Origin of the sequence: Clostridium sartagoforme (assembly GCF_004794105.1) — a bacterium.
Taxonomy (GTDB): Bacteria; Bacillota; Clostridia; order Clostridiales; family Clostridiaceae; genus Clostridium; species Clostridium sartagoforme_B.
Window position 1 is genome coordinate 911,344 of record NZ_SRYR01000001.1, and the last position, 24,922, is coordinate 936,265.

Annotated in this window: 21 protein-coding genes and 2 riboswitches; of the genes, 14 read left to right on the top strand and 7 right to left on the bottom strand. The window is 26.5% G+C overall.

All coding sequences use genetic code 11. The features are described from left to right. Positions 1-13: 13 nt before the first annotated feature. Positions 14-1,189: a cation:proton antiporter gene (locus E5347_RS04100; protein WP_136004933.1), complete on the bottom strand. Its 1,176-nt coding sequence runs from the start codon at positions 1,187-1,189 to the stop codon at positions 14-16. Between the two features lie 43 nt (positions 1,190-1,232). Continuing rightward, positions 1,233-1,306, bottom strand: a riboswitch (Fluoride riboswitch). A 124-nt stretch (positions 1,307-1,430) separates the two neighbouring features. On the opposite strand from E5347_RS04100, the gene pulA reads away from it, so the two are divergent. Further along, the gene (pulA, locus tag E5347_RS04105; protein ID WP_136004934.1) at positions 1,431-4,271 is read left to right on the top strand and encodes a type I pullulanase; all 2,841 of its coding nucleotides are present in this window, start codon (positions 1,431-1,433) and stop codon (positions 4,269-4,271) included. Between the two features lie 51 nt (positions 4,272-4,322). Here pulA and thiT read toward each other — a convergent pair whose 3' ends face one another. Then, positions 4,323-4,967 carry an energy-coupled thiamine transporter ThiT gene (gene thiT / locus E5347_RS04110; protein ID WP_136004936.1) on the bottom strand — a complete coding sequence of 215 codons (645 nt, stop codon included), beginning with the start codon at positions 4,965-4,967 and terminating at the stop codon, positions 4,323-4,325. 59 nt (positions 4,968-5,026) lie between these two features. Further along, positions 5,027-5,126, bottom strand: a riboswitch (TPP riboswitch). 180 nt (positions 5,127-5,306) lie between these two features. On the opposite strand from thiT, the gene E5347_RS04115 reads away from it, so the two are divergent. Next, the gene (locus E5347_RS04115) at positions 5,307-5,870 is read left to right on the top strand and encodes a class I SAM-dependent methyltransferase (protein WP_168354893.1); all 564 of its coding nucleotides are present in this window, start codon (positions 5,307-5,309) and stop codon (positions 5,868-5,870) included. A gap of 181 nt (positions 5,871-6,051) precedes the next feature. Here the strand turns inward: E5347_RS04115 and E5347_RS04120 are convergent, their stop codons facing one another. Further along, positions 6,052-7,377 carry an MATE family efflux transporter gene (locus E5347_RS04120; protein WP_136004939.1) on the bottom strand — a complete coding sequence of 442 codons (1,326 nt, stop codon included), beginning with the start codon at positions 7,375-7,377 and terminating at the stop codon, positions 6,052-6,054. Between the two features lie 183 nt (positions 7,378-7,560). Here E5347_RS04120 and E5347_RS04125 point away from each other — a divergent pair, with 183 nt between their 5' ends. The 3 genes from E5347_RS04125 to E5347_RS04135 are packed head-to-tail and all read left to right on the top strand — an operon-like array spanning position 7,561 to position 10,815. Further along, positions 7,561-8,754: a hypothetical protein gene (locus tag E5347_RS04125; protein WP_136004940.1), complete on the top strand. Its 1,194-nt coding sequence runs from the start codon at positions 7,561-7,563 to the stop codon at positions 8,752-8,754. A gap of 11 nt (positions 8,755-8,765) precedes the next feature. Then, complete coding sequence (locus E5347_RS04130) at positions 8,766-9,440, top strand: response regulator transcription factor (protein ID WP_136004941.1); 675 nt, start codon at positions 8,766-8,768, stop codon at positions 9,438-9,440. Positions 9,441-9,444: 4 nt separating this feature from the next. After that, a complete protein-coding gene (locus E5347_RS04135) occupies positions 9,445-10,815 on the top strand; it encodes a HAMP domain-containing sensor histidine kinase (protein ID WP_136004943.1) in 1,371 nt (456 codons plus the stop codon). 167 nt (positions 10,816-10,982) lie between these two features. On the opposite strand, the gene E5347_RS04140 is transcribed toward E5347_RS04135, so the two are convergent. After that, on the bottom strand, positions 10,983-12,716 hold the full coding sequence (locus E5347_RS04140) for an ABC transporter ATP-binding protein (RefSeq protein ID WP_136004944.1): 1,734 nt from the start codon (positions 12,714-12,716) through the stop codon (positions 10,983-10,985). Between the two features lie 11 nt (positions 12,717-12,727). Beyond that, on the bottom strand, positions 12,728-14,449 hold the full coding sequence (locus tag E5347_RS04145) for an ABC transporter ATP-binding protein (RefSeq protein WP_136004946.1): 1,722 nt from the start codon (positions 14,447-14,449) through the stop codon (positions 12,728-12,730). 340 nt (positions 14,450-14,789) lie between these two features. Here E5347_RS04145 and E5347_RS04150 point away from each other — a divergent pair, with 340 nt between their 5' ends. The 9 genes from E5347_RS04150 to E5347_RS04190 all read left to right on the top strand — a co-directional run bounded on the left by E5347_RS04150 (position 14,790) and on the right by E5347_RS04190 (position 23,575). Next, on the top strand, positions 14,790-15,587 hold the full coding sequence (locus E5347_RS04150) for a DUF368 domain-containing protein (RefSeq protein ID WP_136004948.1): 798 nt from the start codon (positions 14,790-14,792) through the stop codon (positions 15,585-15,587). A 683-nt stretch (positions 15,588-16,270) separates the two neighbouring features. Beyond that, the gene (locus E5347_RS04155) at positions 16,271-16,486 is read left to right on the top strand and encodes a hypothetical protein (protein ID WP_136004950.1); all 216 of its coding nucleotides are present in this window, start codon (positions 16,271-16,273) and stop codon (positions 16,484-16,486) included. Positions 16,487-16,690: 204 nt separating this feature from the next. Beyond that, positions 16,691-17,122, top strand: a complete 432-nt coding sequence (locus E5347_RS04160) for a MarR family winged helix-turn-helix transcriptional regulator (protein ID WP_136004952.1) — start codon at positions 16,691-16,693, stop codon at positions 17,120-17,122. A 78-nt stretch (positions 17,123-17,200) separates the two neighbouring features. Beyond that, on the top strand, positions 17,201-18,937 hold the full coding sequence (locus E5347_RS04165) for an ABC transporter ATP-binding protein (RefSeq protein WP_136004953.1): 1,737 nt from the start codon (positions 17,201-17,203) through the stop codon (positions 18,935-18,937). Further along, complete coding sequence (locus E5347_RS04170) at positions 18,927-20,846, top strand: ABC transporter ATP-binding protein (protein WP_168354894.1); 1,920 nt, start codon at positions 18,927-18,929, stop codon at positions 20,844-20,846. The genes E5347_RS04165 and E5347_RS04170 overlap by 11 nt, the downstream gene beginning before the upstream one ends. A gap of 203 nt (positions 20,847-21,049) precedes the next feature. Beyond that, positions 21,050-21,646: a GNAT family N-acetyltransferase gene (locus E5347_RS04175; protein WP_136004955.1), complete on the top strand. Its 597-nt coding sequence runs from the start codon at positions 21,050-21,052 to the stop codon at positions 21,644-21,646. 186 nt (positions 21,647-21,832) lie between these two features. Continuing rightward, positions 21,833-22,357, top strand: a complete 525-nt coding sequence (locus E5347_RS04180) for a biotin transporter BioY (protein ID WP_136004956.1) — start codon at positions 21,833-21,835, stop codon at positions 22,355-22,357. A gap of 357 nt (positions 22,358-22,714) precedes the next feature. Further along, positions 22,715-23,290: a hypothetical protein gene (locus E5347_RS04185; RefSeq protein WP_136004958.1), complete on the top strand. Its 576-nt coding sequence runs from the start codon at positions 22,715-22,717 to the stop codon at positions 23,288-23,290. Between the two features lie 3 nt (positions 23,291-23,293). Then, on the top strand, positions 23,294-23,575 hold the full coding sequence (locus E5347_RS04190; protein WP_136004959.1) for a hypothetical protein: 282 nt from the start codon (positions 23,294-23,296) through the stop codon (positions 23,573-23,575). A gap of 92 nt (positions 23,576-23,667) precedes the next feature. Here the strand turns inward: E5347_RS04190 and E5347_RS04195 are convergent, their stop codons facing one another. Both E5347_RS04195 and E5347_RS04200 read right to left on the bottom strand, forming a co-directional pair. Beyond that, positions 23,668-24,186: a hypothetical protein gene (locus E5347_RS04195; RefSeq protein ID WP_136004961.1), complete on the bottom strand. Its 519-nt coding sequence runs from the start codon at positions 24,184-24,186 to the stop codon at positions 23,668-23,670. A 12-nt stretch (positions 24,187-24,198) separates the two neighbouring features. Further along, a complete protein-coding gene (locus E5347_RS04200; protein ID WP_136004962.1) occupies positions 24,199-24,918 on the bottom strand; it encodes an ABC transporter ATP-binding protein in 720 nt (239 codons plus the stop codon). Positions 24,919-24,922 lie beyond the last annotated feature (4 nt).

A 24,922-nucleotide genomic window follows, 5' to 3' on the forward strand; every position in this document is an offset into this window, starting at 1 on the left:
TTTTTATAAATTATTATTTAAGCAATTTTTTATAAGTATTATCTATTAAGATAGCACCTAAAGGGGCTGTAACTAGTATAGAAACTACTGCTACTGTAAGGATTGTCTCCCCCGAGGATAATCCCATAGAAAGAGGTAGGGCGCCAATGGCAGCTTGAACTGTTGCCTTAGGCAAATAAGATAAAGATGTAAAAAATCTTTCTTTTTTATTTAAGTTGGTTTTAATTAAAGATAAATAAACTCCAAGGATTCTAAATAATAATGCGAAAATAATTATAATAACAGAAACTAATCCTAATCTTAAAGCATAGTTAATATTAACTGTGGCACCGACTAAAACAAATAAGAATATTTCTGCACCTGCCCATAGTTTAGAATATTTAGAAGATAATCTAATAGATAAATCATTATTTGACTTATATATAGTTGCTCCTAAACTCATAACTGCAAGAAGGCCTGATATAGGAATATATTCTTTTAAGGAATTCTCTAAAGTTATAAATAAAAAGCTAATGCTTAAAATAATTAATAGTTTATTAGAGTCTCTTGTATGAATAACTTTAAAAAGTTTAATTAAAATTAATCCAATTACTATTCCTATTAAGACACCAAGAATAATAGAAATAGGTATCTGAAGTAATACATTTAAAGAAAAACTTGATTCTGATTTTGCAAGACTAGTTAATGATGTAAAAAGTACAATTACAAAAATATCATCAACAGATGCACCAGCTAATATTAATTGGGGAATAGACTTTTTTGTTCCATAACCTTCATCCATAAGTTTTATCATTCTCGGAACTATAATTGCTGGAGATACAGCAGCTATAACTGTTCCTAAAATTGCTGAATCTAAAAAGCTTAAATTTAATAATTTTGGGCCTAAGATAATAAATCCAAGGATTTCAAAAACAGCTGGAACAAAGCACATTAAAATTGCTGGTCGACCAACTTTTTTTAAATCTTTTATATCTAAGGCTAAACCAGCTCTAGTTAGAATTATTACTAGAGCTATTTGCCTTAGTTCTGAAGAAATATTTAATATTGTAGGATCTAAAACATTTAACATATAGGGACCTAGAATTATTCCAGTTAAAATCATACCAATTAGTCTTGGAAGCTTTAATTTATCAAAAATAAAGGCTAGGGATAGTCCCATTAAAATAATAAGTGCAATACTGGTTAACATAATTACCTCCTAAAATTTGTATTAAAAAAAGCTAATGATTCTGCAAAATGCAGAAGTCATTAGCTTAATAAGCGGTTTAGACAAAAGTCAAGGGAGTACTTCATTCCCTAATAAATTAAATGATATCACATCAAAATCAATAAATCAATAAAATATTACAATATAGGTTAGGGTTTTATAAAAGGGTCAATAATAAAATTTAAACATATAATATAATGATAAACTTTTGGATGGTTTTTATATGAAAGAATTAGAATATAGTAATTTGGAAATAAGAGCAAGTACAAATGAAATATATTTAGAACAGTATATTGAGTTAATTGCAGTGAGAAAAAAGGAATTTGATATTTTAGAATTAGTAGATGTGGTTTGGGATATAAATTATAAAGGAAAAGAGATATCTTTAGAAGGTAATATATTAAAGGTTAGTAATAAGATTAAAGATATTAAGACCTTAAAAGTTTTATGTGCTGAATTAAAGACTGGTGCAAGAAAGGAGAGAGAGTTCCCTGTAATAAATAAAGAAGTAAAGAATCCATTAATACATTTTATTAAAAGTGATAATAAATATTTTGGAGATAATTATTTATGGGATTTTTGGGTCTTTTCTCAAAATAAACTTTCATACAGCTTGGAACTAAAAAACAAAGGCGACATAAGTTATTATTCAGAAGTTAAAGAAGAAAATGTTATTGCAAGGCTAAGGAATTTTTATAATGGTATAGAAAACAATTGGGTAGAACAAACACCTACCTTTATAGTACCTAATAAAGCTAAAAGCTATTATATAATTTACGGAGAAGATAAGCTTATAGATAATTTAAGTGAAGTTATTCCACATATTAATCCAAGAATAGAAAAAGCAATTATGGATAGTAACAATGAAATAAGAGCCTATTTATCTAAAGAGCCACTAGATGATATTAAATTTAGTTTATATAAAAACAATAAAGAGATTAAGAATATAAACTGTTTAATAAATAAAAAAGATAAAGAAGTTAGATTCTATAACTTAGATTTTGAGCTATCTTCCTATGATTTATTAGAAGTTAGAGCAGATAAATATTATAGCAGAGCTAAAGTCTTACTTAGGAATATTCTAAATAAATATAATATATCTGAATTAAAGCTTGGTATTAGTTTATTAGAAGAAGTAATAAATTTAAGGATATGGGCTCCTACAGCATTTAAAGTTGAGCTTTGCTTATATCATAATTGGTATGATAAGGAAGCCTTTATGATAGTTAATATGAATAGAGAAGAGGAATATGGTAGCTATTCTATTTATATAAGCAAAAGTGATTCTTATAAAAAATATTATTTATATAGACTTTATTTTAAAGATTTAAACTTAAAAGGTGAAGAATTTATAAAAGTTACTTATGCAGTAGATCCATATGCAACTGCTGTTTCTATAAATGGTGATAAGGGATACTTAATTGATATAAATTCATGTGAAACAAAGCCATATGGATGGGATAATTATAAAAGACCCAAATTAGAAAGTTTAGAAGATATAATAATTTATGAAATGCACTTAAGAGATTTCACGATAAGTATGGAATCAGGAGTAACAGATGAAGTTAAAGGTAAGTATTTAGGATTAGTAGAAGAGGGAACTTTTTATAAAGAAAATAATATTTCGGTAAAGACTGGTATAGATCATATAAAAGAACTTGGAGTAACTCATCTACATATATTGCCTATATTTGATTTTGCATCTGTAGATGAAGAAAGTAGAAATGATGAATCTAATAGAAATTGGGGATATGATCCAAGAAATTATAATGTACCTGAAGGAAGCTATTCAACTAATCCATATAATCCTACAAATAGAATTATAGAGCTTAGATATATGATTAAATCACTCCATAAAAATAATATTAGAATTATAATGGATGTAGTATATAACCATATGCATGATACTAAAAACTTAGATAACATTGTGCCAGGATATTATTTTAGAAGTGATAATAAAGGTAAATTAACTAATGGATCAGGGTGTGGGAATGAGCTAGCATCAGAGAGGCCAATTGTAAGGAAATTAATTTTAGATTCAATAAAATTTTGGACTGAAAATTATAATATGGATGGATTTAGATTTGATTTAATGGGATTAATAGATATAGATACAATAAAAAAAGTTGTAAGATATACTAATTCTTTAAATGAAAATATAATAATTTATGGTGAACCTTGGGCTGGAGGATATACTTACCTAAGTAATGGAATAAAAAGGGGAGATCAAAGAAATGAAGGCTTTTCTATATTTAATGATAATTTTAGAGACAATATAAGAGGAAATAATTATCCTTCAATTGGGTTTGTAACTGGAAGTGCTCATAATCCCAAAATAGCTTGGAGTATTATTGAAGGAATGAAAGGATCAATTTATACCTTTACTAATAAGTCTACAGAAAGTATAAATTATATAGATTCACATGATAATTTTACATTATGGGATCAAATAGAAAAAAGCCTTAATGTAAATATAGAAGATTATCAGTATAGAAATATAGAAGAAAATAATATCTTTAATAATTTAAATGTTAGAAGGAATATTCTTGCATTAGCAATAATTTTATTTTCTAAAGGGATTCCATTTATTCATGGAGGAGCCGAAATATTAAGGACTAAAAAAGGAGACAGTAATAGTTACAAGAGTTCAGATGAAATAAATGAGATAAAGTGGCAAGATAAAATTAGATTTAAAGAAGTCTTTAATTATATAAAAGGATTAATTTCTATTAGAAAAGGGATATCAGAAATTAGAAGGGCAAATACTAAAGAATTAAATAATGTAGAGATAAGCTTTCTAAATAGTGATGAAAGAGTAGGAGTATTAAAATACAAAATAAGTAAGATTAAAATAAATAATAGAAATGTAAATAATTTTTATATTATATTTAATGCTACGTCTATAGATAATTATGATATTAATAATTATATTGAACCTCCTATAGAAGGAAGCTTTTATATAATAGGAAATCATAAAGTAGCAGGATTGGAAGTATTAGAAACTGTAAGAGGTAATAGTTTGCCTAGATTAAAGTCGTATTCTATATTGATTTTCTATTGCTAATTGAGCTGCCTTTTCGGCAGCTCATATTAACAATATAGTAATAATATTAGACTATTGTGAAACAGCAAATACCTTTTTAAATACTGTTTCAATAGGTAGTATTAGAAGCAATACAATAACTATTATTAAATTACTTCCTACATAAGAAGCATTAGCTACAAATGAGTAAAGGGCAGGTGACCAACCATCTGGAGCAAACTGTCCAAAGAATAAAAATCCAGAAATAAAGTGAAAAATAAATTTAAAGAACATTCCAACAGAAGCACCGATTAGCTTTCTATTCTTAAAATATCCAGCAAGTCCAACAGCCATATATGGAAGTGGGTAATCAAATAGTACTTGAAGGGGATGAACAATATAAGGACTAATAATAAGGTTTATTAGACCAAATAATAATCCAGTAAGCATTCCAATTTCGGCACCATAAAATAAAGCAATAACTATTATAGGAACTACACTTCCTAAGTTAATGCTACCAATACCATTAGGTAGGTCTATTATCTTAACAAAATCAAGTATAGTAGCTAAGGCTAAAGCTAGTCCAATTCTCGCCATAGTTTTAGAGTCAAGCTTTATTTTCTTAAAGCTAATTAAGGCTAAAATCACTATCATTAATCCAAGTAATGCAGCAATAGATAAAGGATTATTGAATATTTCTATAAATCCTTCTTTTATAGTATTAAAAATATTAGTCATAAAAAAATACCTCCTAAAATTTGCTAGGAGGTACATTATAGCCAATATAAATATCGTTAACAACATACAAGTGACTTTCCTACGCTGGTATTATCCAGATCAGGTAAAGAGGGTTAATGATTATCATCTCTCAGCCATAAGGCACCCCTAGCACGTAATATTAATTTACATTAATTTTACAATAATTCTCAGATGAAGTCAATAATTATTATTAATGGAATATTATTCAATAGGTTGTTTGAAACCATAGTATTTATAAATTTGAATATTTAGATAGACTAATATAAATATATAAGTATAATGATAGTAAGAGTAATTTATAGGAAAGAAGGATTATATATGAATATATTTGTTGAAAAAATGAAATCAAAATTAGAAAGTGAAGATAGAATAAATGAACTTAGCCCAAAAGAAACATTAGAAAAGCTAGGGTTTAAAGATGGAATGATATTATGTGATATTGGAGCTGGGACAGGCCTATTTTCAAATATAGCTGCAAAAATTAGTAGTAATAGCATTTATGCATTAGATATATCAGATGATATGTTAGAATACTTAGAAGAGAAAAAGAAAGAATTATCCCTTTCAAATTTAATTCCAACCAAGGTTGTTGGAGATACTTTACCATTAGAATCTGAAAAAGCAGATTTAGCAATTATGGTAACCGTTTTACATGAAGTAAATAATCAAAAAGAAATGCTTAAAGAAATCAAAAGAGTAATTAAGGAAGATGGAAGAGCATTTATTGTTGAGTTTCATAATAGTGAGACACCTTTTGGGCCACCACTTTCACGTAGAATAGATAGTAAAGATTTAATTAGTTTAAGTAAAGAAGCTGGATTTACTAAAGTAGAAGAAATAAACCTTGGTGTAAATATGTATGGAATAATACTAGAAAAGTAAGTCTATAATGTATAATTTGAAATTTATAATGTAAAATGAAGGATAAAACTCCTGACGGAGTTTTATAGATTATTGAAAACCCCCTATTTAAAAAATAGAGGGTTTTTGTATAAAGCCATTTAGCTTTTCAGTAACTCCTAAGGGAGTTACATCCTTAATTATTCATTATCAATTATCCATTCTACATTATTCTATCTATTTTTTTATGATAAGTTATCATAAGAGGTACACAAGCAGCTATCCAAGCAGCTGGATCTGCTAGGGCAATTCCTGTGAATCCTATAATTAAAGGCAATGTAAATGCAGCAATAGTTCTAGCAACCATTTCTGCAACTCCTGCCATCATAGGCACAAAGCTTTCTCCAATACCTTGAAGGGTATTTCTATAAATAAAGATTAGTCCAAGTGGTATGTAAAATATAGATACAGTATTTAAATAATGTTTTGAGTAAGCAATAACTTCTAAATCATTGCCACTCATAAATAATTTTGTAAAAGCTCCACCAAATAAAAACACCACAATAGTTGATACAATACTAACTATAATACTAATAGTAGTACATTTTTTAACTCCTTCTTTTATACGATCTATTCTTCCAGCTCCTAAGTTTTGACCAGAATAAGTGGCCATTGTAACACCAAAAGTAATAGCAGGTTGCATTACTAATTGCTGAACTTTAGATGCAGCTGTATAAGAAGCTATAATCTTAGATCCAAAGTTGTTTAAAGCTCCTTGAAGGACCATTGCACCTGCAGCAGTAATTGAAAACTGAAGGGCCATAGGTATCCCTATTCTCAATTGCTTGGACATATAATTTTTGTTGATTTTCCAGTGCTTTTTCTTAAGTCTTAATATAGGAAATTTCTTTACTATATAGAAAGCACAAAGAATTGCTGAAACTGATTGAGAAATTATAGTAGCATAAGCTGCACCAGCTACACCCATATTAAAGTTAAGTATAAATACAATATCTAAAATGATATTTAGTACGGAGGCAATAATTAAGAAGTATAATGGTGTTTTACTATCACCAAGGGCTCTTAAAATACTAGATAGCATATTGTAAAAAATAATTGCTATATTTCCAGCATAAATTACAATTATGTAAGATAAAGCATCACTCATAATATTATCAGGAGTGTTCATAAGTTCTAGTAAAGGTCTGGCAGACCACATACTAACTGCAGTAACTATAATAGTCATAATAGCAGATAAAATTAATGAGCTTGCAAAGGACTTCTTTACACCTTCTTCATCATTTGCACCAAATCTTTGAGAAACTAAAACTGCAAATCCACTAGTAATACCAATAACAAAGCCATTAACTAAGAAAGCCATAGCACCAGTAGAACCAACTGCAGCTAATGCATCAACACCAAGAATCCTTCCAACGATAACGGTATCAGCCATACTATAAAATTGTTGAAAGATATTTCCTATAAGTAAAGGAATAGAAAAGGTAATAATTAATTTAACGGGACTTCCCGTAGTCATATCTTTAGTCAAGTTATATCCCCCTCTTTATTAACTATTTTTTAAGATTTTCCTTATAAATGATACCACTGGAAAATTTAATTAGCAACTTTATTTCAAAATTAGAATAGTAGTTAATAATTATGTAACAACTTACAATAGTTTTTAAAAACTTCCATTTATTATATAATTAAAAGTATAAAGGGAGGTTTTTCAGTGAAAAAACATATTTCATTAATTGGAGGATTATTAATATCTACAATTTTAATCGGTTGTAGCGAAACAAAGGTTCTAGATGAGAGCACAAAGGATAATATTTCAGAGAAATACACAATTACAGAAAGAAATATAGAAAATACTGATAAGGAGCATTTATTTACACCCTTATTTTATGATGTAGATACAGTATATGGTACAATGTCTCCGAATAAAGAAGCAGACTCTGATAAGTTTGCAATCCCATATTATATAGACATTGAAGGAAATATAAAAAAAGTTGAAAATGACAAATTTACAGATAACGAAATAGACTTTATAAAGGAAAATAATGGTTTTCGAAAGCAAGGAATATATATGATAGATTCAAATAAATTAAATGATAGGAAATACTATTATATGGATGTAATAGATAAAACAAAATTTGAACTTAAAGATTTTGAAATTAATCAAAATAAAATAGAAAATAAATTGAAGAGTATTGCTATAGGTGGTAGTAAAATTAATGATAATTATTATATTTATCAATATATATCTATGGATGATGGTAATATTAGCGACACTAGAGATTTTATTATAATAGATTTAAAGAATGAAAAATATTATGTGAATAATAATGAGAAAAAAATAAAAAAATTTTACTATGATGATAACTTGAATTCAATTATAGCTATAGATGAAATTGGTAAAATGTATAAGCTTAAGTTTGATGAAAACAGTATAATCTTCGAAGAATATAAAACTATAGATATTGAAAAAGTAAATTCATACAATAGAGAGACTTTTCTAGTAAGTAAATTATCTAATAATAAATTGCTTATTAGAGTTCAAAGTACTGAATCTAAAGAATATATGGATTACTTTAATGCCGTATATGATATTGAAACTAAGGAAGTTATTTATTTTGATAAAGAAAAAACAATATTAGATAGTTTAGAAAATACTAAATTTTATTGTATATATTATAAAGATGAGAAATATTTAGGGGAAGTATCTGAAGATGGTAATATTAATTTAATATATAAATTAGATAATGATGATGGATACAAGTATTTTTATTCAGAAGCTAATGAAGAAGGCAATAAAGTTTTCTTAACTAGGATTAAAATATCAGAAGAAAGCATAAAGAATCCTGAAAAACCTTTAATAAAAGAAGATATAAAATACTCTATATTAGAAATACAAGAAAGGTAAGAATTTATTTTATGGAAAAGAAAAAAATACTAGTAGTTGAAGATGAATATTCAATAAATGATGCAATAACCTTTGCCCTTAGAAAGGAAGCCTATGATGTTAGAAGTGTTTATAATGGTAAAAATGCTTTAGAGAGATTTAATGAATTTAAGCCAGATTTAGTATTGTTAGATTTAATGCTTCCTGATATGGATGGATTTGATATATGCAAAGAAATTTATAATAAGGCTTACGTTATAATACTAACTGCTAGAGGAGAAATTATAGATAAGATCTTAGGGCTAGAGCTTGGAGCTGATGATTATATAGTTAAGCCCTTTGAAATTAAAGAAGTATTAGCTAGAATAAAGGCTGTATTTAGAAGAATAGAGAAGGGATTAGATAGAGATTTTATAGAGGAGAAGGAGGAAATAATTAAAATTTATCCAAGAGATAGAAGAGTAATTAAAGGAGGAAATGAAGTTGCTTTAAGAAGAAAAGAATTTGACTTATTAAATTTCTTAAATAGTAATAGGGGAACAGTCTTTTCTAGGGATGATTTATTAGAAAAGATATGGGGTTACGATTATGAAGGTGATACTAGAACTGTTGATGTCCATATAAGAAGGCTTAGAGAAAAGCTTAATGAAGATAAGGATAATTCGGTTATTGAAACAGTGTTTGGTGTCGGATACGTAATGAGGTGAGGCTTTGAATAAAACCTTAAAAGGTAAATTATTAATAGGGACAGTAGTTTCTGTTATATCAATTAATATAGCATTTACTATCTTTATATCAATATTTTTTAATAACTCCTTTAAAGATAGTATTATTGAAGATATGGAGAATATAAAAATAACTTCTATTAATATAATTAGGCAAAAGGAAGTAGCAGAAGAGCCTCTTTGGAAAAGTTTATCACCTATAAATGATGTTGTTCAAGGATATGTTAGCTTTTCTAATGAGGAAGGCAAGATTAATCAATCTGTGGGGAAAGCAGTTAATAGTGAAGAAATTAATAGTATTATATTAGAAAGTAATAATATTAAATCCTTAATTAAGTTTAAGAATTTAAATAAATCTTATTATATAACCTACAATTATCCAGTATATTTAGATGAGAATTTTATTAGTAATTTAATAATACAGAAAGATTATACAAATAAGTTCTATGAAATGATAAAAACAATAATAATTATTCTTTTAGGACAAGTACTTGTAGTAATAACTTTAATATTAACTATAGCATCCATAATAAAAAAATCTATAATGCCTCTAAATAAATTAAATGAATCTATGAAGAATTTTAAGCTCGGAAAATATACTGAAGATATTGAAGTATCTAGTGAGGATGAAATTTCAGATTTAGCTAAAACTTATAATTTAATGAAAAATCAATTAATAAATCAAGATAAATCCTTAAGAGAATTCTTTAATAATGCCACTCATGAGCTTAAGACTCCAGTTACATCTATTTCTCTTTATTCGCAGATATTAAGAGATAATGATATTAAAGAAATGGATGAAGAGTTTATAAATAGAGCTAGTAGTAGGATAGTATTAGAATGTGAAAAAATGAAAACTTTAGTAGAAAACATTTTAGAAACTTCTAGAGGGAGTATAAATAGAGATAAAGTGAAAACAAAATTTTCTTTAAAAGATTTAATAATGCAAATAGAAGAAGATTTTGAAGTAAGAATTAATAAGAGAAATCTAAAAATAATTAATGAAATTCAAGAACTTGAATACTTAGGTGTACTTGAAGACTTTGAGCTGATTTTTGTTAATTTATTTGATAATAGTATTAAATATACTTCTTCAAAGGAAATTGAAGTTAAATTATCTAAAGAAGAGGAAACTACAAGTCTTATTATTAAAAATAAGATAAATAAAATACCTGAAGATATAAAAAATAGATTATTGGAACCATTTATTAAACATAATAATATAAATGATATAAGTAAAGAAATAAGTAGTTCAGGATTAGGACTATATCTATGTGGTGAAATAGCTAAGGAAAACAATTGGAAGTTATCCTATGATATAATTGAAGAATTTATTACATTTAAATTAGAATTATAGTCTTAATAAAGGTAAGAGTATATTCTAAAAAATTATTAAAAATTTAAAGCTTCTGAAAAAATCTAAAGAGAATTTTTCAGAAGCTTATTTTTTATAATTTGAAAAAGATTATTTCTCTAACTATTTATTTTTAATTATTAATTTCAATTGGATTCCTTATGCAACCTTTATATCTTAGCAAATTGACTATTATATAAATTTGAATAAAAACCATTTTGTTTTAATAAGTCCTTATGATTACCTTTTTCTATTATCTTTCCATCCTTCATTACTAGGATTAAATCAGCTTCTTTAATAGTTGAAAGTCTATGTGCAACTATAAAGGAAGTCCTACCTTCCATTAATTTATTAAAAGCTCTTTGAATATAGATTTCAGTACGAGTATCTATACTACTAGTAGCCTCATCTAAAATTAGCATTGGTGGCTTTGAGAGCATAACTCTAGCAATACATAGTAATTGCTTTTGACCTTGTGATAGGGAACTATCTTCTGAAAGAATAGTATCATATCCCTTAGGTAATCTCATAATAAATTTATGAGCATGGGCTGATTTTGCAGCTTCTATAACTTCTTCTAAAGTAGCATCTTCTTTTCCATAGGCTATATTGTCCCTAACTGATCCAGAAAATAACCATGTATCTTGAAGTACCATTCCATAAAGTCCTCTAGTACTTTTTCTAGTTATTTCTTCTACATTAATGCTATCTATTTTAATTTCACCTGAATCTATATTATAAAACCTCATAAGTAAATTTATTAATGTTGTTTTACCGCAGCCAGTAGGACCTACTATTGCTATTCTTTCACCTGGGTTTACCTTTAAATTAAAATCTTCAATAAAAGGTTTATTTTCATTATAAGAAAAGTATAGTTTATTTATATCAACATTACCTTCAGCAGTTTCCAAATTAATAGCATTAGCCTTATCAGGAACTTCAGGTTTTTCATCTAAAATTTTAAAGACTCTACTAGCAGAGGTAAAGGCTGCTTGTAATTCAGTAATAACCCCTGAAATTTCATTAAAAGGCTTAGTATATTGGTTAGCATAACTTAAAAAGGCTGAAAGATTACCTATAGATAGGTTACCATTAATGGCAGTTATTGCACCAACTATACCAACAGCTGCATATACAATTCCATTTACAAATCTAGTAAGTGGATTTGTAACTGCTGAGTAAAATTGAGCTTTTTGACCATATGTATAAAGCTTCTTATTTATTTCCTCAAAATTTTCTTCAGCTCTATCTTCATAAGAAAAAGACTTTACAACTTTTTGATTACCTATCATTTCTTCTACATAACCAGTTAGTTCTCCACGAACCTCAGATTGCTTTCTAAACATAGAATTACAAGCTTTAGCTATAGTGGAAGCAGTAAATAATGAAAGTGGAGTTATTATAACTACTAGTAAAGCTATTTTATAATTTATAGTTAACATAAAAATTAATGTTCCAACTATAGTTATTATTCCAGTGAAAAGCTGAGAGAAGCCTTGTAATAATCCATCTGAAATAATTTCTATATCATTAATGACTCCATTTATAATATATCCATGAGAATTACTATCTATATATTTAAGTGGTAATTCATTTAATTTGTTAAATACATCTCTTCTTAAATCTTTAATAGTCTTATAACTTACTATATTATTACATCTAGTCATAATAAGCTGAAAAATTGAAGAAAAAATTATAGTCAATAAAAGTAAAATTAGTATATTAATAAGTTTATTAAAGTTAACATTATTAGGTCCTATAATAAAATCTACACCTCTTCCTATAATTATAGGTGCTAATAAAGTTAAAGTTATATTTATAATTGCTGTAATAAAGGATAAAACTATATATTTACTATAAGGCTTAGTATATTTTAAAATTCTTTTAAGTATTGCAGTATTCAAAATGTCACCTCCTAATTATTTAATTGAGAAGAATATATTTCACTATAAACTTCGCAATTTTTAAGAAGATAATCATGAGTTCCAATTCCAGCTATTTCACCATTATCTAAGACTATTATTTTATCTGAATTCATTATACTACTTGCCCTTTGTGATACTATAAGTACTGTCATATCTTTAGTATTTTCTTTTAAATTTTTTCTTAATGCTGCATCTGTTGCAAAGTCTAAAGCACTAGAACTATCGTCTAAAATAAGTATTTCAGGATTTCTTACTAAAGCTCTTGCAATAGTAAGTCTTTGTTTTTGACCACCAGAAAAGTTTTTACCACCTTGCATAACTTTAGCATTATATTTATCAGGTAAGGAGTTAATAAATGAAGAAGACTGAGATATATTTAATGCATCTTCTATTTCGTTAATAGTTGCATTTTCATTTCCCCATTTTAAATTATCTAAAATACTTCCTTTAAATAAAACTGCTTTTTGAGGAACTATACCAATAAGTTTTCTTAGGCTATTTAGCTTATAATCTTTAACATTAATACCTTTAACTAATATTTCACCTTTTGATACATCATAAAATCTAGGTATTAGGTTTATTAATGTTGATTTACCAGATCCAGTTCCACCAATTATGCCTATAGTTTCATTTTTATTAATTTTAAAATTAATATCTTTTAAGGAGTATTCATTTGATTCTTCATAAGAAAATGAAACATTTTTAAATTCAATTAGGGAATCATTATTTTTCACTTTATTAGTTAAAGTTTCTTTATTATCCATAATAGAAGTATTAATATTTAATATTTCTAAAACTCTATTAGCAGATGTTGCGCCCTTAGTTAAAATTACAATAAGCTGAGAAAAAACTATTAATGATAATAAGATCTGAGTTATATAATTAATAAAGGCAATAACCTCACCTTGAGTTAATGAGCCTATATTTACATTAATTCCACCAAACCATAAGATAGCTATTATTGCTAAATTCATAATCATATAAGTAATAGGATTAAGGATAGCAGATATTTTACCTACATTAATAGAGGTATTAGCTAAGTCAATAGCTGATTTTTCAAATCTTGATTTTTCTGATTCTTCTTTTGAAAAAGCTTTAATTACCCTAGCTCCTTCAAGATTTTCCCTTGTTATTAAAGATAAACTATCTAATTTTTCTTGTATTACCTTATATAAAGGAAGGGATTTACTCATTACTAAGTAAATAACTAAAGCAATAAGTGGAGTAGCTATTAAAAATATTATAGATAGTTTTAAATCTATTAATAATGCCATAATAATTGAACCAATAATTATAAAGGGACTTCTTGTTCCTAGCCTTATTAACATAGCTATACCAGTTTGGATTTGATTAATATCATTTACTAGTCTTGTAATAAGAGTTGGAGTACCTATTTTATCTATTTCACTATAAGATAGTCCATTTATATGTTTATATAATTTGCTTCTAATAGAAGTCCCTGCTCCTTGGGAAGCAATAGAAGCATAGTATTGGCAAATAATGGCAAATATAAGGCCGATAGCTCCTAAAAGGATAAGTACACCACCCATTTTAAATACATAATTAATATCTTTATTATATACACCAATATCAATAATTTTGGCCATAACTATTGGAATAAATAATTCTAATATAGCCTCAATTAATTTAAATATTGGGCCAAGTATTGATTCCTTTTTATAATCTTTCATAAAATAAATAAGTTTTAACAATAACATCAATCCTTTTCTTAAAATACATATGTTAGATTTTGCGAAGCAAAACAATGAAGGAATTTAAAAATGAAGAAATGAAAGAACTAATGGGTTTAGGAGGTTCGGTAGAGTAAAACTTCCTAAACTATATAAGAATTTATCATTATTTAATTTTTTCATTCATAAAATGCTTCGCATTTTAAATATTATTATAGCATTTTTAAACATAAATAATAATTGTATTTATGAAAATAATACAGGTAGTATTATTATGTTAAATGTAAGTTAAAACTATAACATATAAATATATTTATGTTAATATTTATATTATTATAATCTGATAGTGGGAGTGTAGTAGATGGATTTTATCAAGAATTTTTTTAAAGGCGTTGCAATTAGTATATCTCAGCTAGTACCAGGAGTTAGTGGTGGAACAATTGCAATGATATTAGGAATATACGATAAGCTTTTACATGCAGTAAATAATATTTTGAAGGATTTTAAAAATCAATACAAGATATTATTACAAGTAGGAATTGGAGCAATAGTAGGAATATTTTTATTTAGCAATATTGTTAAAACTTTATTTGATAATTTCCCTATTCCAATAGGCTATTTATTTATAGGTGTTATTTTAGGTGGTGCGCCACTTATGTTTAAAAAAGCTACAGTGAAGGGCTTTAATAAGAAGAATATTTTATTCTTAGTTTTGGGTATTATAATAGTTCTTATGATGGGGACTCCTAATAATGATGCTTCATCAATTATAACTAGCTTAAGTATTTTAAATTTTATTTGGCTTTTTGTAGGTGGAATAGTAGTAGCAGCTGCACTTATACTACCAGGAATAAGTGGATCTTTTATGCTATTTGTATTAGGTTTATATAATACAGTTATAACTGCAGTTTCACAATTTAATATTCCAATATTAATACCTATTGCCTTAGGAGGTATTTTTGGTACTTTATTAAGTGCAAGAATAATTGAGAGCTTATTAATTAAATATCCAGAGCAAACCTATATATTAATCTTTGGATTTATTTTAGGATCTGTATTTTCTGTTTTTCCAGGGATTGATGGATTAAATAGTGTGATAGGAGTATTTTTAGGTTTAGTAGGATTTATATTTACATATTATATAAGTAGAAATGAATAGAAGATTCAAAAATATAAACTAGATTAATCAGTGTTTTTATTTAAATTGAAATAGAATGCAAAGATGCTATAGCAGAAAGGAAAATTAAAGCTACAGTATCTTTGTATTTTTTTGAATTTATTAACTAGATGCATATAAAATTATATTATAAGTTGTTATTAATATGCAGTCTTTATCAATATAACAAAAATTATAAATTTTCAGAAGAAATGTTTACAAAAACTGGATTGGGGTATATACTAATAAAGTAATATAAGTTGTAAGAAAGATTTTTCAGTATATTAAGCGATATTTAAAATTTAATATATTTAATAAGAGAAATTATCTAAACAACATAAAATAAATTAAAATTAAGGAGGTAGAGATATGTTTATTAATGCAATAACAAATAAAAACAAAACTAAATATACAGGATATTTTATTAGTAGCTCTACCAGTAGGATTAGTTTATAATTTTTTTAGAAAAAGTTTAAATTATTAAGTATACTACCATGAGTTATTATGCTCATGGTTTTTTTATGCACTTATTTAGTATAAGAGTGATATTTTAAAGATCCTGGGTAACTGGGGTCTTTTTTATATAAAAATAAATTAAAGGAGGAATTGTGAAATGAGTATTTTAAGAAAATCAACAAAAAATCAAAGTGAAATAAGGGAAGGTAATAGAAAGGGAGGGTTTCTACGTGTACGCTTACGGAAAATTTAATAATAATATATTTAATAGCAAAAAAGAAACTATAGAATTTAGAAGATATTGCAAAGATGAAGGGGTATGCCCAATTCAACTAAGAAAAGAAGCTTATAAATTATATAGTGATAAAAATAAGGAATCATTTAAAGGTATATTGGTATTTATAAAAAAGATAATAAAGTATAGAAGAAATAGAATATTAAACTAATAAAACAAAACACTTTCAGTAGTATAAGTAAGTATCCTTGTTACTTTGGTACAAGTCGAAAACTTATATTACTTGAAAGTTTTTTTGTTAATATAAAGTCCGTAATTAAAACTTTATTCGATGAAAACGAATATCATTTAGTTGACAATTGAAAGATATAAGAATATAATTAGTTAGAAGTCTAACAAAGTGAGGATGAAATTAATGAGTGAAATAAGACATGTTGGAAGACAAATCAATATACTATCTCATAAAATTAAAAGAAGAATAGGAAAAGTAGGATTAGAACATGGAATAAGTGGCATGCAAGTAAAAATTTTAGGTTTTATATATACAAATTCTTCAAAGAGAGATATATTTCAAAAAAATATTGAAGAAGAATTTGATATTAGAAGGTCTTCTGTAACAAGTGTACTTAACTTAATGGAAAAAAATGAACTTATTAAAAGATGTAGCGTTTCAGAAGATGCAAGACTTAAAAAAATTATAATTACAGATAAGGGAATTGAGGTAAATAAATTAGTTTATAAAGAAATAGTTAAAATAGAAGAAATTATTTCTGCTACACTTTCAAAAGAAGAGTTAGATATTTTTATAGGTAATTTGGTAAAGTTAAACAATAGCATAAGCGAATAATTTTATTTAATTATTTAGTTAGAAATCTAACAAAGATTTTGAATTTCAATAATTATATCAAACAAAAGGAGGAATAGTATGATTAAAAAATTATCTAGCTATATAGCAGAGTATACAAAAGATTCAATTTTGACACCTGTTTTTATAGCTTTTGAAGTAGTACTAGAAGTTATTATTCCAGTTTTAATGGCCATGATAGTGGATAATGGAATAGAAAAGGGCAACATGAAATATGTAACTATAGTTGGAATAATAATGCTGATTATGGCATTCTTTTCATTAACCTTAGGAGCGGCAGCTGGAAGAACTGGAGCAAAAGCTTCAACAGGTTTTGGTAAAAATTTAAGAAAAGCAATGTTTTACAATATTCAAGACTTTTCTTTTGCTAATATAGATAAATATTCTACTTCAGGACTAATAACAAGACTAACAACTGACGTTACAAATGTTCAAAATGCTTACCTTATGATAATAAGGACATTGGTAAGAGCACCATTTATGCTTATTTCAGCTATGGTTATGAGCTTTTACATTAATTTTAGAATGGCCTTAATATTCTTAGGAGCAATAATATTCTTATCAATAGCTCTATATATAATTATATCTAATGCACATCCAATATTTAGAAGTGTATTTAGAAAATATGATGATTTAAATGCTAGTGTTCAAGAAAACTTAACTGGAATAAGGGTAGTTAAAGCTTATGTAAGAGAGGAACATGAAATTAACAAATTTCATAAGGCTTCTAAGAACTTATATGATAAATTTATAAAAGCTGAAAAATTAATAATATTAAATGCGCCTGTTATGCAATTTAGCATGTACACAATACTTCTTTTATTCTCATGGTTTGGAGCAAAATTTATAATTTCAAACACTATGACAACTGGAGAACTTATGAGTTTATTTGCTTATGCAGGTAATATACTAATGAGTCTTATGATGCTATCAATGGTTTTAGTTATGGTAACGATGGCTAAATCATCAGCAGAAAGAATAGTTGAAGTTTTAGAAGAAGAAAGCACATTAAAAAATGGAGAAAATCCTATATTTGAAGTAAAAGATGGTTCAATAGAATTTAATAATGTAAACTTTAGTTATAGTGATGATAAGGAAAATCTAAGTTTAGATAATATAAATTTAAAAATAAAATCAGGTGAAACTATAGGAATTATAGGTGGAACAGGAAGTGCTAAATCTTCTTTAGTTCAATTAATACCAAGACTTTATGATGTTACGACTGGTAGTGTTAAAGTTGGAGGAATAGACGTTAGAGAGTATGATATAGAAACATTAAGAAATGCTGTATCAATGGTACTTCAAAAAAATGTATTATTCTCAGGAACTATTAAAGAAAACTTAAGATGGGGTAATAAAGAAGCTTCTGATGAAGATTTAATTAAAGCCTGTAATGCAGCACAAGCTAGTGAATTTATTGAAACTCTACCAGATAAATATGACACTTATATAGAACAAGGTGGAACTAACGTATCTGGAGGACAAAAACAAAGGCTTACTATAGCAAGAGCGCTTCTTAAGAATCCTAAGATATTAATCTTAGATGATTCAACAAGTGCAGTAGACACTAAAACAGATGCTTTAATAAGAAAAGCCTTTAAAGAATCTATACCTAATGTAACTAAGATTATAATAGCACAAAGAATTTCTTCGGTAGAAGAAGCAGATAAGATAATAGTATTAGATGATGGAAAAATTAATGGTTTTGGAACACATTCAGAATTATTAGAATCAAATGAAATATATAAAGATGTTTACAACGGACAAATGAAGGGAGCTGGTAGTGATGAAGTCTAATATTAAGAGAAACAACTTTGGACAAAAGGGACCAGGTCCTATTAGAAAAAGCAAAAACCCAATGAAGACATTAAGAAGACTTATAGATTATGTATTTAAAGAAAATAAATTTACATTTGTATTAGTCATTGCCCTTATATTGATAAGTTCCCTAGCAACAGTTTCAAGTACTTTATTTTTAAAGAAATTAATAGATGACTATATAACTCCATTTTTAGGGCAATCAAATCCTAATTTCACACCATTGTTAAAAGCTATAGGTATAATGGCTATTATATATTATACTGGAACATTAACGACATATATTTATAATAGATTGATGGTATTTGTAGCTCAAGGTAGTCTTAAAAAGATAAGAGATGATATGTTCGAGCATATGGAAAAGCTACCTATAGGATATTTTGATACCCATCAACATGGTGAAATAATGAGTCTTTATACTAATGATACTGATACTTTAAGACAAATGATTAGTCAAAGCTTGCCTCAACTTATTTCATCAGTTATTACAGTAGTTAGTGTATTTGTATCTATGATAATTTTAAGTATTCCTTTAACTTTTGTTGCTTTATTTATGTTGTTTGTAATGTTTAAAACAATAAAGGGTATAGGCGGAAAAAGTGCTGTGTACTTTGGTAAGCAACAACAGGATTTAGGGGCAATTAATGGATATATAGAAGAAATGATGGAAGGACAAAAAGTAGTAAAAGTCTTTTGTCATGAAGAAGAAACTAAAATAAAGTTTGATGAACTAAATGAAAAGCTTAGGGATAGTGCAGATAAAGCAAATACCTTTGCTAATATCCTAATGCCTATAATGGGTAATCTAAGTTATATAAATTATGTTTTAACTGCAATGGTTGGTGGAGTTTTAGCAATAGGAGGAATTGGTGGATTTACAATTGGATCATTAGCATCTTTCCTTCAACTTACAAGAAACTTAAATCAACCTATAGGTCAAATGTCACAACAATTTAATGCAGTTATTATGGCTCTTGCAGGAGCAGAGAGAATATTCGAAATGCTAGACCAAAAGCAAGAAGTTGATGATGGATATGTAACATTAGTTAATGCAAAAATAGACAATGAAGGAAATATAGAAGAAGTAAATGAACGAACTGGTTTATGGGCATGGAAGCATCCTCATAGTGACGGTACTATAAGTTATACTAGAATGAATGGAGATATGGTTTTTGATGATGTTGACTTTGGATACAATGAAAAGAAAACTATACTTCATAATATAACTTTATTTGCAAAGCCAGGTCAAAAAGTTGCTTTTGTTGGTGCAACTGGTGCAGGTAAGACTACTATAACTAATTTAATTAATAGATTCTATGATATTCAAGATGGTAAAATTAGATATGATGGAATAAATATTAATAAAATAAAGAAGGATGACTTAAGAAGATCCTTAGGAATAGTACTTCAAGATACACATTTATTCACAGGGACTGTAGCAGATAATATAAGATATGGTAAATTAGATGCAACTGATGAAGAAGTAAAAGCTGCTGCAAAACTTGCTAATGCAGATACATTTATTAAGCATTTGCCTAATGGATATAATACAAAAATAACTGGAGACGGAGCAAATCTTTCTCAAGGACAAAGACAGTTACTTGCAATAGCTAGAGCAGCAATTGCAAATCCACCAGTATTAATATTAGATGAAGCTACTTCAAGTATTGATACAAGAACTGAAGCTTTAGTTCAAGAAGGTATGGATAAGTTAATGGAAGGTAGAACTGTTTTTGTAATAGCTCATAGACTTTCAACAATTAAAAATTCTGATGTTATTATGGTTATGGAACAAGGAAGAATAATAGAACGTGGAAGTCACGATGATTTAATTGAAAAGAAGGGTAAGTATTATCAATTATATACTGGTGCCTTTGAATTACAATAAATTAATAGAAAAGGAGCTGTTGCATAAACAGCTCAAATTAAAAATTAAAAATGAAGAATTATTGATGTAATTCTTACAGAATTACTAAAGTTAAATTCTTTTAAAAACTCCTTAGGGAGTTTTTTTATTAATTTTTTATTGTGCGACAGCAGCTTTTTTTCTATAATAAAATATGTATATACAGTAATTGGGGGATAGTACTTATGAATGCGAAAATTAGAATGGCTGAGGGAAAAGATATAGAAGAAATACTAGGAATTTATGTTCCATATATTAAAGATAGTACAATAACTTTTGAATATGAAGTACCAACTATGGAGGAATTTAAAAAGAGGTTTTATAATGTTAAGGAAAGTTATCCATATTTAGTTTGTACTATAGATAATAAAGTAGTTGGATATGCATATTCCAGTAGGCATGCAGAAAGAGCTGCATATATGTGGGATGTAGATTTTTCAATATATATTAATGACTCATATTTGCGTTATGGTATAGGTAAGGCCTTTTATACTGCCTTAATTGAAATATCAAAGCTTCAAAATATTAAGAACGTATATGGAGGCGTTACAGAAAATAATATTAAATCAGAAAAGTTACATGAGTATTTTGGTTTTAAAAAGGCTGGAGTATTCCATAAAACAGGATATAAATTTGGAAAATGGCTAGATGTTATCTGGTATGAAAAAGATATTAATGAATCTGATGAAGCCCCAAAACCAATAATCTCAATAAAAGATATAAATAGTAGAGATCTTAAAAATATATTAACTAACGCAGAAAAGTTAATTAGGACAATTTAATAATAGTGATAAGTGGTTTTCTTATTTTTAAGAAGCCATTTTTTATTATTCATAATTAATTGTCACCTAAAAATAAAATATGGTTGACTATATACTGAATAGAAAGTATTATATTAAATATGAAAGAAAAAGTAAGATATTGGCTAGCATTAATTTTTTTTAATATAAAGGAAAGAGGTAATAAAAATGAAAATAAATGAATTGACTAAGATGTCAATATGTATAGCAATACTATGTATATCTGCATATATTTCTTTTCCACTACCATTTTCACCAGTAATGATCACGGCTCAAACAATAGCTATTAATTTAGTAGCATTAATACTTACCCCTAAGCAATCATTTATAGTTACATTATTATATATAATATTAGGAGTTTTTGGCTTGCCAGTATTCTCAGGAGGAACAAGCGGTTTTGGAAGAATATTTGGACCAACAGGGGGATTTATATTAGGGTTTTTAATTATAACCCCGCTAATGAGCTATTTTAAAGGTAAGGATTATAATTTTAAAAGATACTTATCTGTAACTATAATTATTGGAATGATAGTTTTATATGCCTTTGGTTCAGTATTTATGAGTGTAGTTCAAAGTATAAGTATAGTACAAGCACTATCGCTAGCAGTATTTCCTTTTGTAGTAGGAGATGTTTTTAAATGTTTCTTAAGTTCATTTATAGCTGTTAAGCTAAATAAAGTAATTAACAAGTAAATTAATTCTTAGAAGATTAAGTAGCTGTAGTATATATTGCTTACATTAAATCTATATTTTAATTAACTATTTATATAGTAAATTGAAGCGGTATGGTAAAATATAGATAAAGTATAAAATTAAGGGGATGATTTTATGAGTAAGGATAAATTATTACCTGCTTCAATATTTAGTAGAAAAGCTTTAAATTAGTGGGTAGAATCTTCTAATGAGATTAGATAAAAAGTTATATTATCACTATATGATAATAATTTATTGAATAACAATAAATTATTATTGACTTTATTTATTGGCTCTTTTATTCTTATTATATAAGGTAATTATTTGAATTGCTTACAGTAATATAAGGAGAATAATATGAAAAGAGATAATGAGAAGTTTATAATAATAATGAAAAGAGTATGGTTAGCAATTTTATTAGTATTTATAGTAATAAGATTTATTCTTAATCCTCAAGGTATAAAAGTTTTATTGTTTAATATAAGTCCAAATTTTATTAACTTAGTATTGTTTTTAGGAATTATAATATGTCCAATTATATTTTGGATTCCTAAAAAGCGAGAAGTTAAGTGGCTGAAGATTGCTTATAATATTATAACTTCCATAATTTTAGTATTTAGCTTAATAATATATCTATTTTTCTATAGTGAAATTAAGTATTTCAATTTTAAATCATCTTATGGAAATAGAACTTTGATAGTAGAAGAGGATTCTTTTTTACTATCAGGAAGAAGTCATTTTTATAAAAAGAGCTTTGGTATTTTTATTAAGTCTCTAAATCAAGAAATATCAACAGATGATGGCTTTAGACCATTTTCTACTAATAGCTATCAGTTAATATGGGAAGATAAGGATACTGTAAGAATTGATTACGATTTTGGAAGTACAGGTATATGGAAGAGCGAAACTATAAATTTTAAGAGGAGTTATTAATTTATGAAAGAAAAAAATATGTTTTCAGGAATTTTATTAAGCATCTTCTCTATAGCAGCTTTAGTTATAAGTATTTTATGGATAAGAAATTCATTTCTAATATATATAAGTTACTTCTATATATTATGGTTAGCATTTATTATCTTAGGATTATATTGTTATAGAAGAATGAAAGTCAAAAACAATAAGGTCTTTGCTAGTGTATTCTTTGGGTTAACTACTTATCTAATTATTTTACTAGTTTTAACAATAGTTATAATCTCAATTACAAATTCAATGCCGTAATAAATACTATAAATCTATGATAAAAAATACAGATAAAACTTATATAAGTTTTATCTGTATTTATATTTTATATTGGTTAAATACAAATTTGATTATATTTCTTTTTTAGTCTTTTTATCCTGAAGAATATTTATAAATAAAACTATAGCTAAAACTATTAATGCTAATAAAGAAACTTCAATTATTTCAATAGAGTTTTTTAATAGGTTTATTTCTTTATAACTATTGAATACTAGGGCTAATATATAAGTGAAAATAGAATATATTATATATTTTATTACATATTCTATGATAATTTTAAATTTTGCAGTATAGATTTCTTTTCTATCTATAGGAATGATATCATATTTTCTTAATATGAATACTTTTTTTCCTTGTTCTTTTATCCAGAAAAGATGAGAATTTAAATACATAATTAGAATTACTATACCTAGGATTAGGGGATAGGTAATAAAGGAAAGAGGTTCAGCTTCAATACCACTACCAAAGATTACTTTATGTCTAGTGATATCCGATTGCACTGTAATAAAGTAAAAGAATAAAAAGCCGAACAATATTAAACCTTGATAATTGTATTTTATTCTTTCTTTTTCTTTATCTATAAAACTCATATTTATGCCTCCTTAAAGTAAATCACTAATAGTAAATTTCTTATTTAAAGATCTTTCAATTTTACTTCTCTTAAACTCATCTTCAAGAGCTTCCTTAGTATCATTAATCATAATTTCTCCATTATCAAGAATTATTATATAATCAGCAATTTTATCAAGATCGCTTGTTATATGAGTAGACATAAGAATTCCCACATCTTGATTTAATATATATTGTAAAATATTTAAAAAGTCTTTTCTAAATACAGGATCAAATCCTGCAGTAGGTTCATCTAATAGAAGAAATTTTGGACTATGCCCCATAGCAAAGCATATTTGGAACTTCATTTTCATACCTTTAGAAAATTGATATAGGGGCTGACCTTTAGGTAAATTCATCTTATCTAGCCAAAGATAGAAGTTATTCATATTCCAATTTTTAAAATACTCACCAAGCAATATTCCATTTTCATAAGCTGTTTTATCAAGAAAGAAGTTAAGTTTTTCAGATACTAAACCTATGTCTTCTTTTGCCTTAGATGGATTTTTCTTAATATCTATATCATTTATAAGAATTTTTCCTGTAAAGTCATCATCAATTCCTGCTAAGATATTAATAAGAGTAGTTTTACCTGCACCATTAACACCTATAAGCCCTGTTAGATATCCTGATTCAATATTAAAAGAAATAGATTTTAATGAGAAATCTTTATAATTTTTATTAATATCTTCACATTTAATTATATAAGGCATTTTA

Excerpts from the sequence above, each read along its gene's own strand:
- E5347_RS04160 (WP_136004952.1), top strand. The coding sequence starts at position 16,691 with ATGAGTGAAATAAGACATGTTGGAAGACAAATCAATATACTATCTCAT.
- E5347_RS04165 (WP_136004953.1), top strand. The coding sequence starts at position 17,201 with ATGATTAAAAAATTATCTAGCTATATAGCAGAGTATACAAAAGATTCA.
- E5347_RS04130 (WP_136004941.1), top strand. The coding sequence starts at position 8,766 with ATGGAAAAGAAAAAAATACTAGTAGTTGAAGATGAATATTCAATAAAT.
- E5347_RS04150 (WP_136004948.1), top strand. The coding sequence starts at position 14,790 with ATGGATTTTATCAAGAATTTTTTTAAAGGCGTTGCAATTAGTATATCT.
- E5347_RS04100 (WP_136004933.1), bottom strand. The coding sequence starts at position 1,189 with ATGTTAACCAGTATTGCACTTATTATTTTAATGGGACTATCCCTAGCC.
- E5347_RS04170 (WP_168354894.1), top strand. The coding sequence starts at position 18,927 with ATGAAGTCTAATATTAAGAGAAACAACTTTGGACAAAAGGGACCAGGT.
- E5347_RS04195 (WP_136004961.1), bottom strand. The coding sequence starts at position 24,186 with ATGAGTTTTATAGATAAAGAAAAAGAAAGAATAAAATACAATTATCAA.
- E5347_RS04180 (WP_136004956.1), top strand. The coding sequence starts at position 21,833 with ATGAAAATAAATGAATTGACTAAGATGTCAATATGTATAGCAATACTA.
- E5347_RS04185 (WP_136004958.1), top strand. The coding sequence starts at position 22,715 with ATGAAAAGAGATAATGAGAAGTTTATAATAATAATGAAAAGAGTATGG.
- E5347_RS04175 (WP_136004955.1), top strand. The coding sequence starts at position 21,050 with ATGAATGCGAAAATTAGAATGGCTGAGGGAAAAGATATAGAAGAAATA.
- E5347_RS04200 (WP_136004962.1), bottom strand. The coding sequence starts at position 24,918 with ATGCCTTATATAATTAAATGTGAAGATATTAATAAAAATTATAAAGAT.
- pulA (WP_136004934.1), top strand. The coding sequence starts at position 1,431 with ATGAAAGAATTAGAATATAGTAATTTGGAAATAAGAGCAAGTACAAAT.
- E5347_RS04190 (WP_136004959.1), top strand. The coding sequence starts at position 23,294 with ATGAAAGAAAAAAATATGTTTTCAGGAATTTTATTAAGCATCTTCTCT.
- E5347_RS04115 (WP_168354893.1), top strand. The coding sequence starts at position 5,307 with ATGAATATATTTGTTGAAAAAATGAAATCAAAATTAGAAAGTGAAGAT.
- thiT (WP_136004936.1), bottom strand. The coding sequence starts at position 4,967 with ATGACTAATATTTTTAATACTATAAAAGAAGGATTTATAGAAATATTC.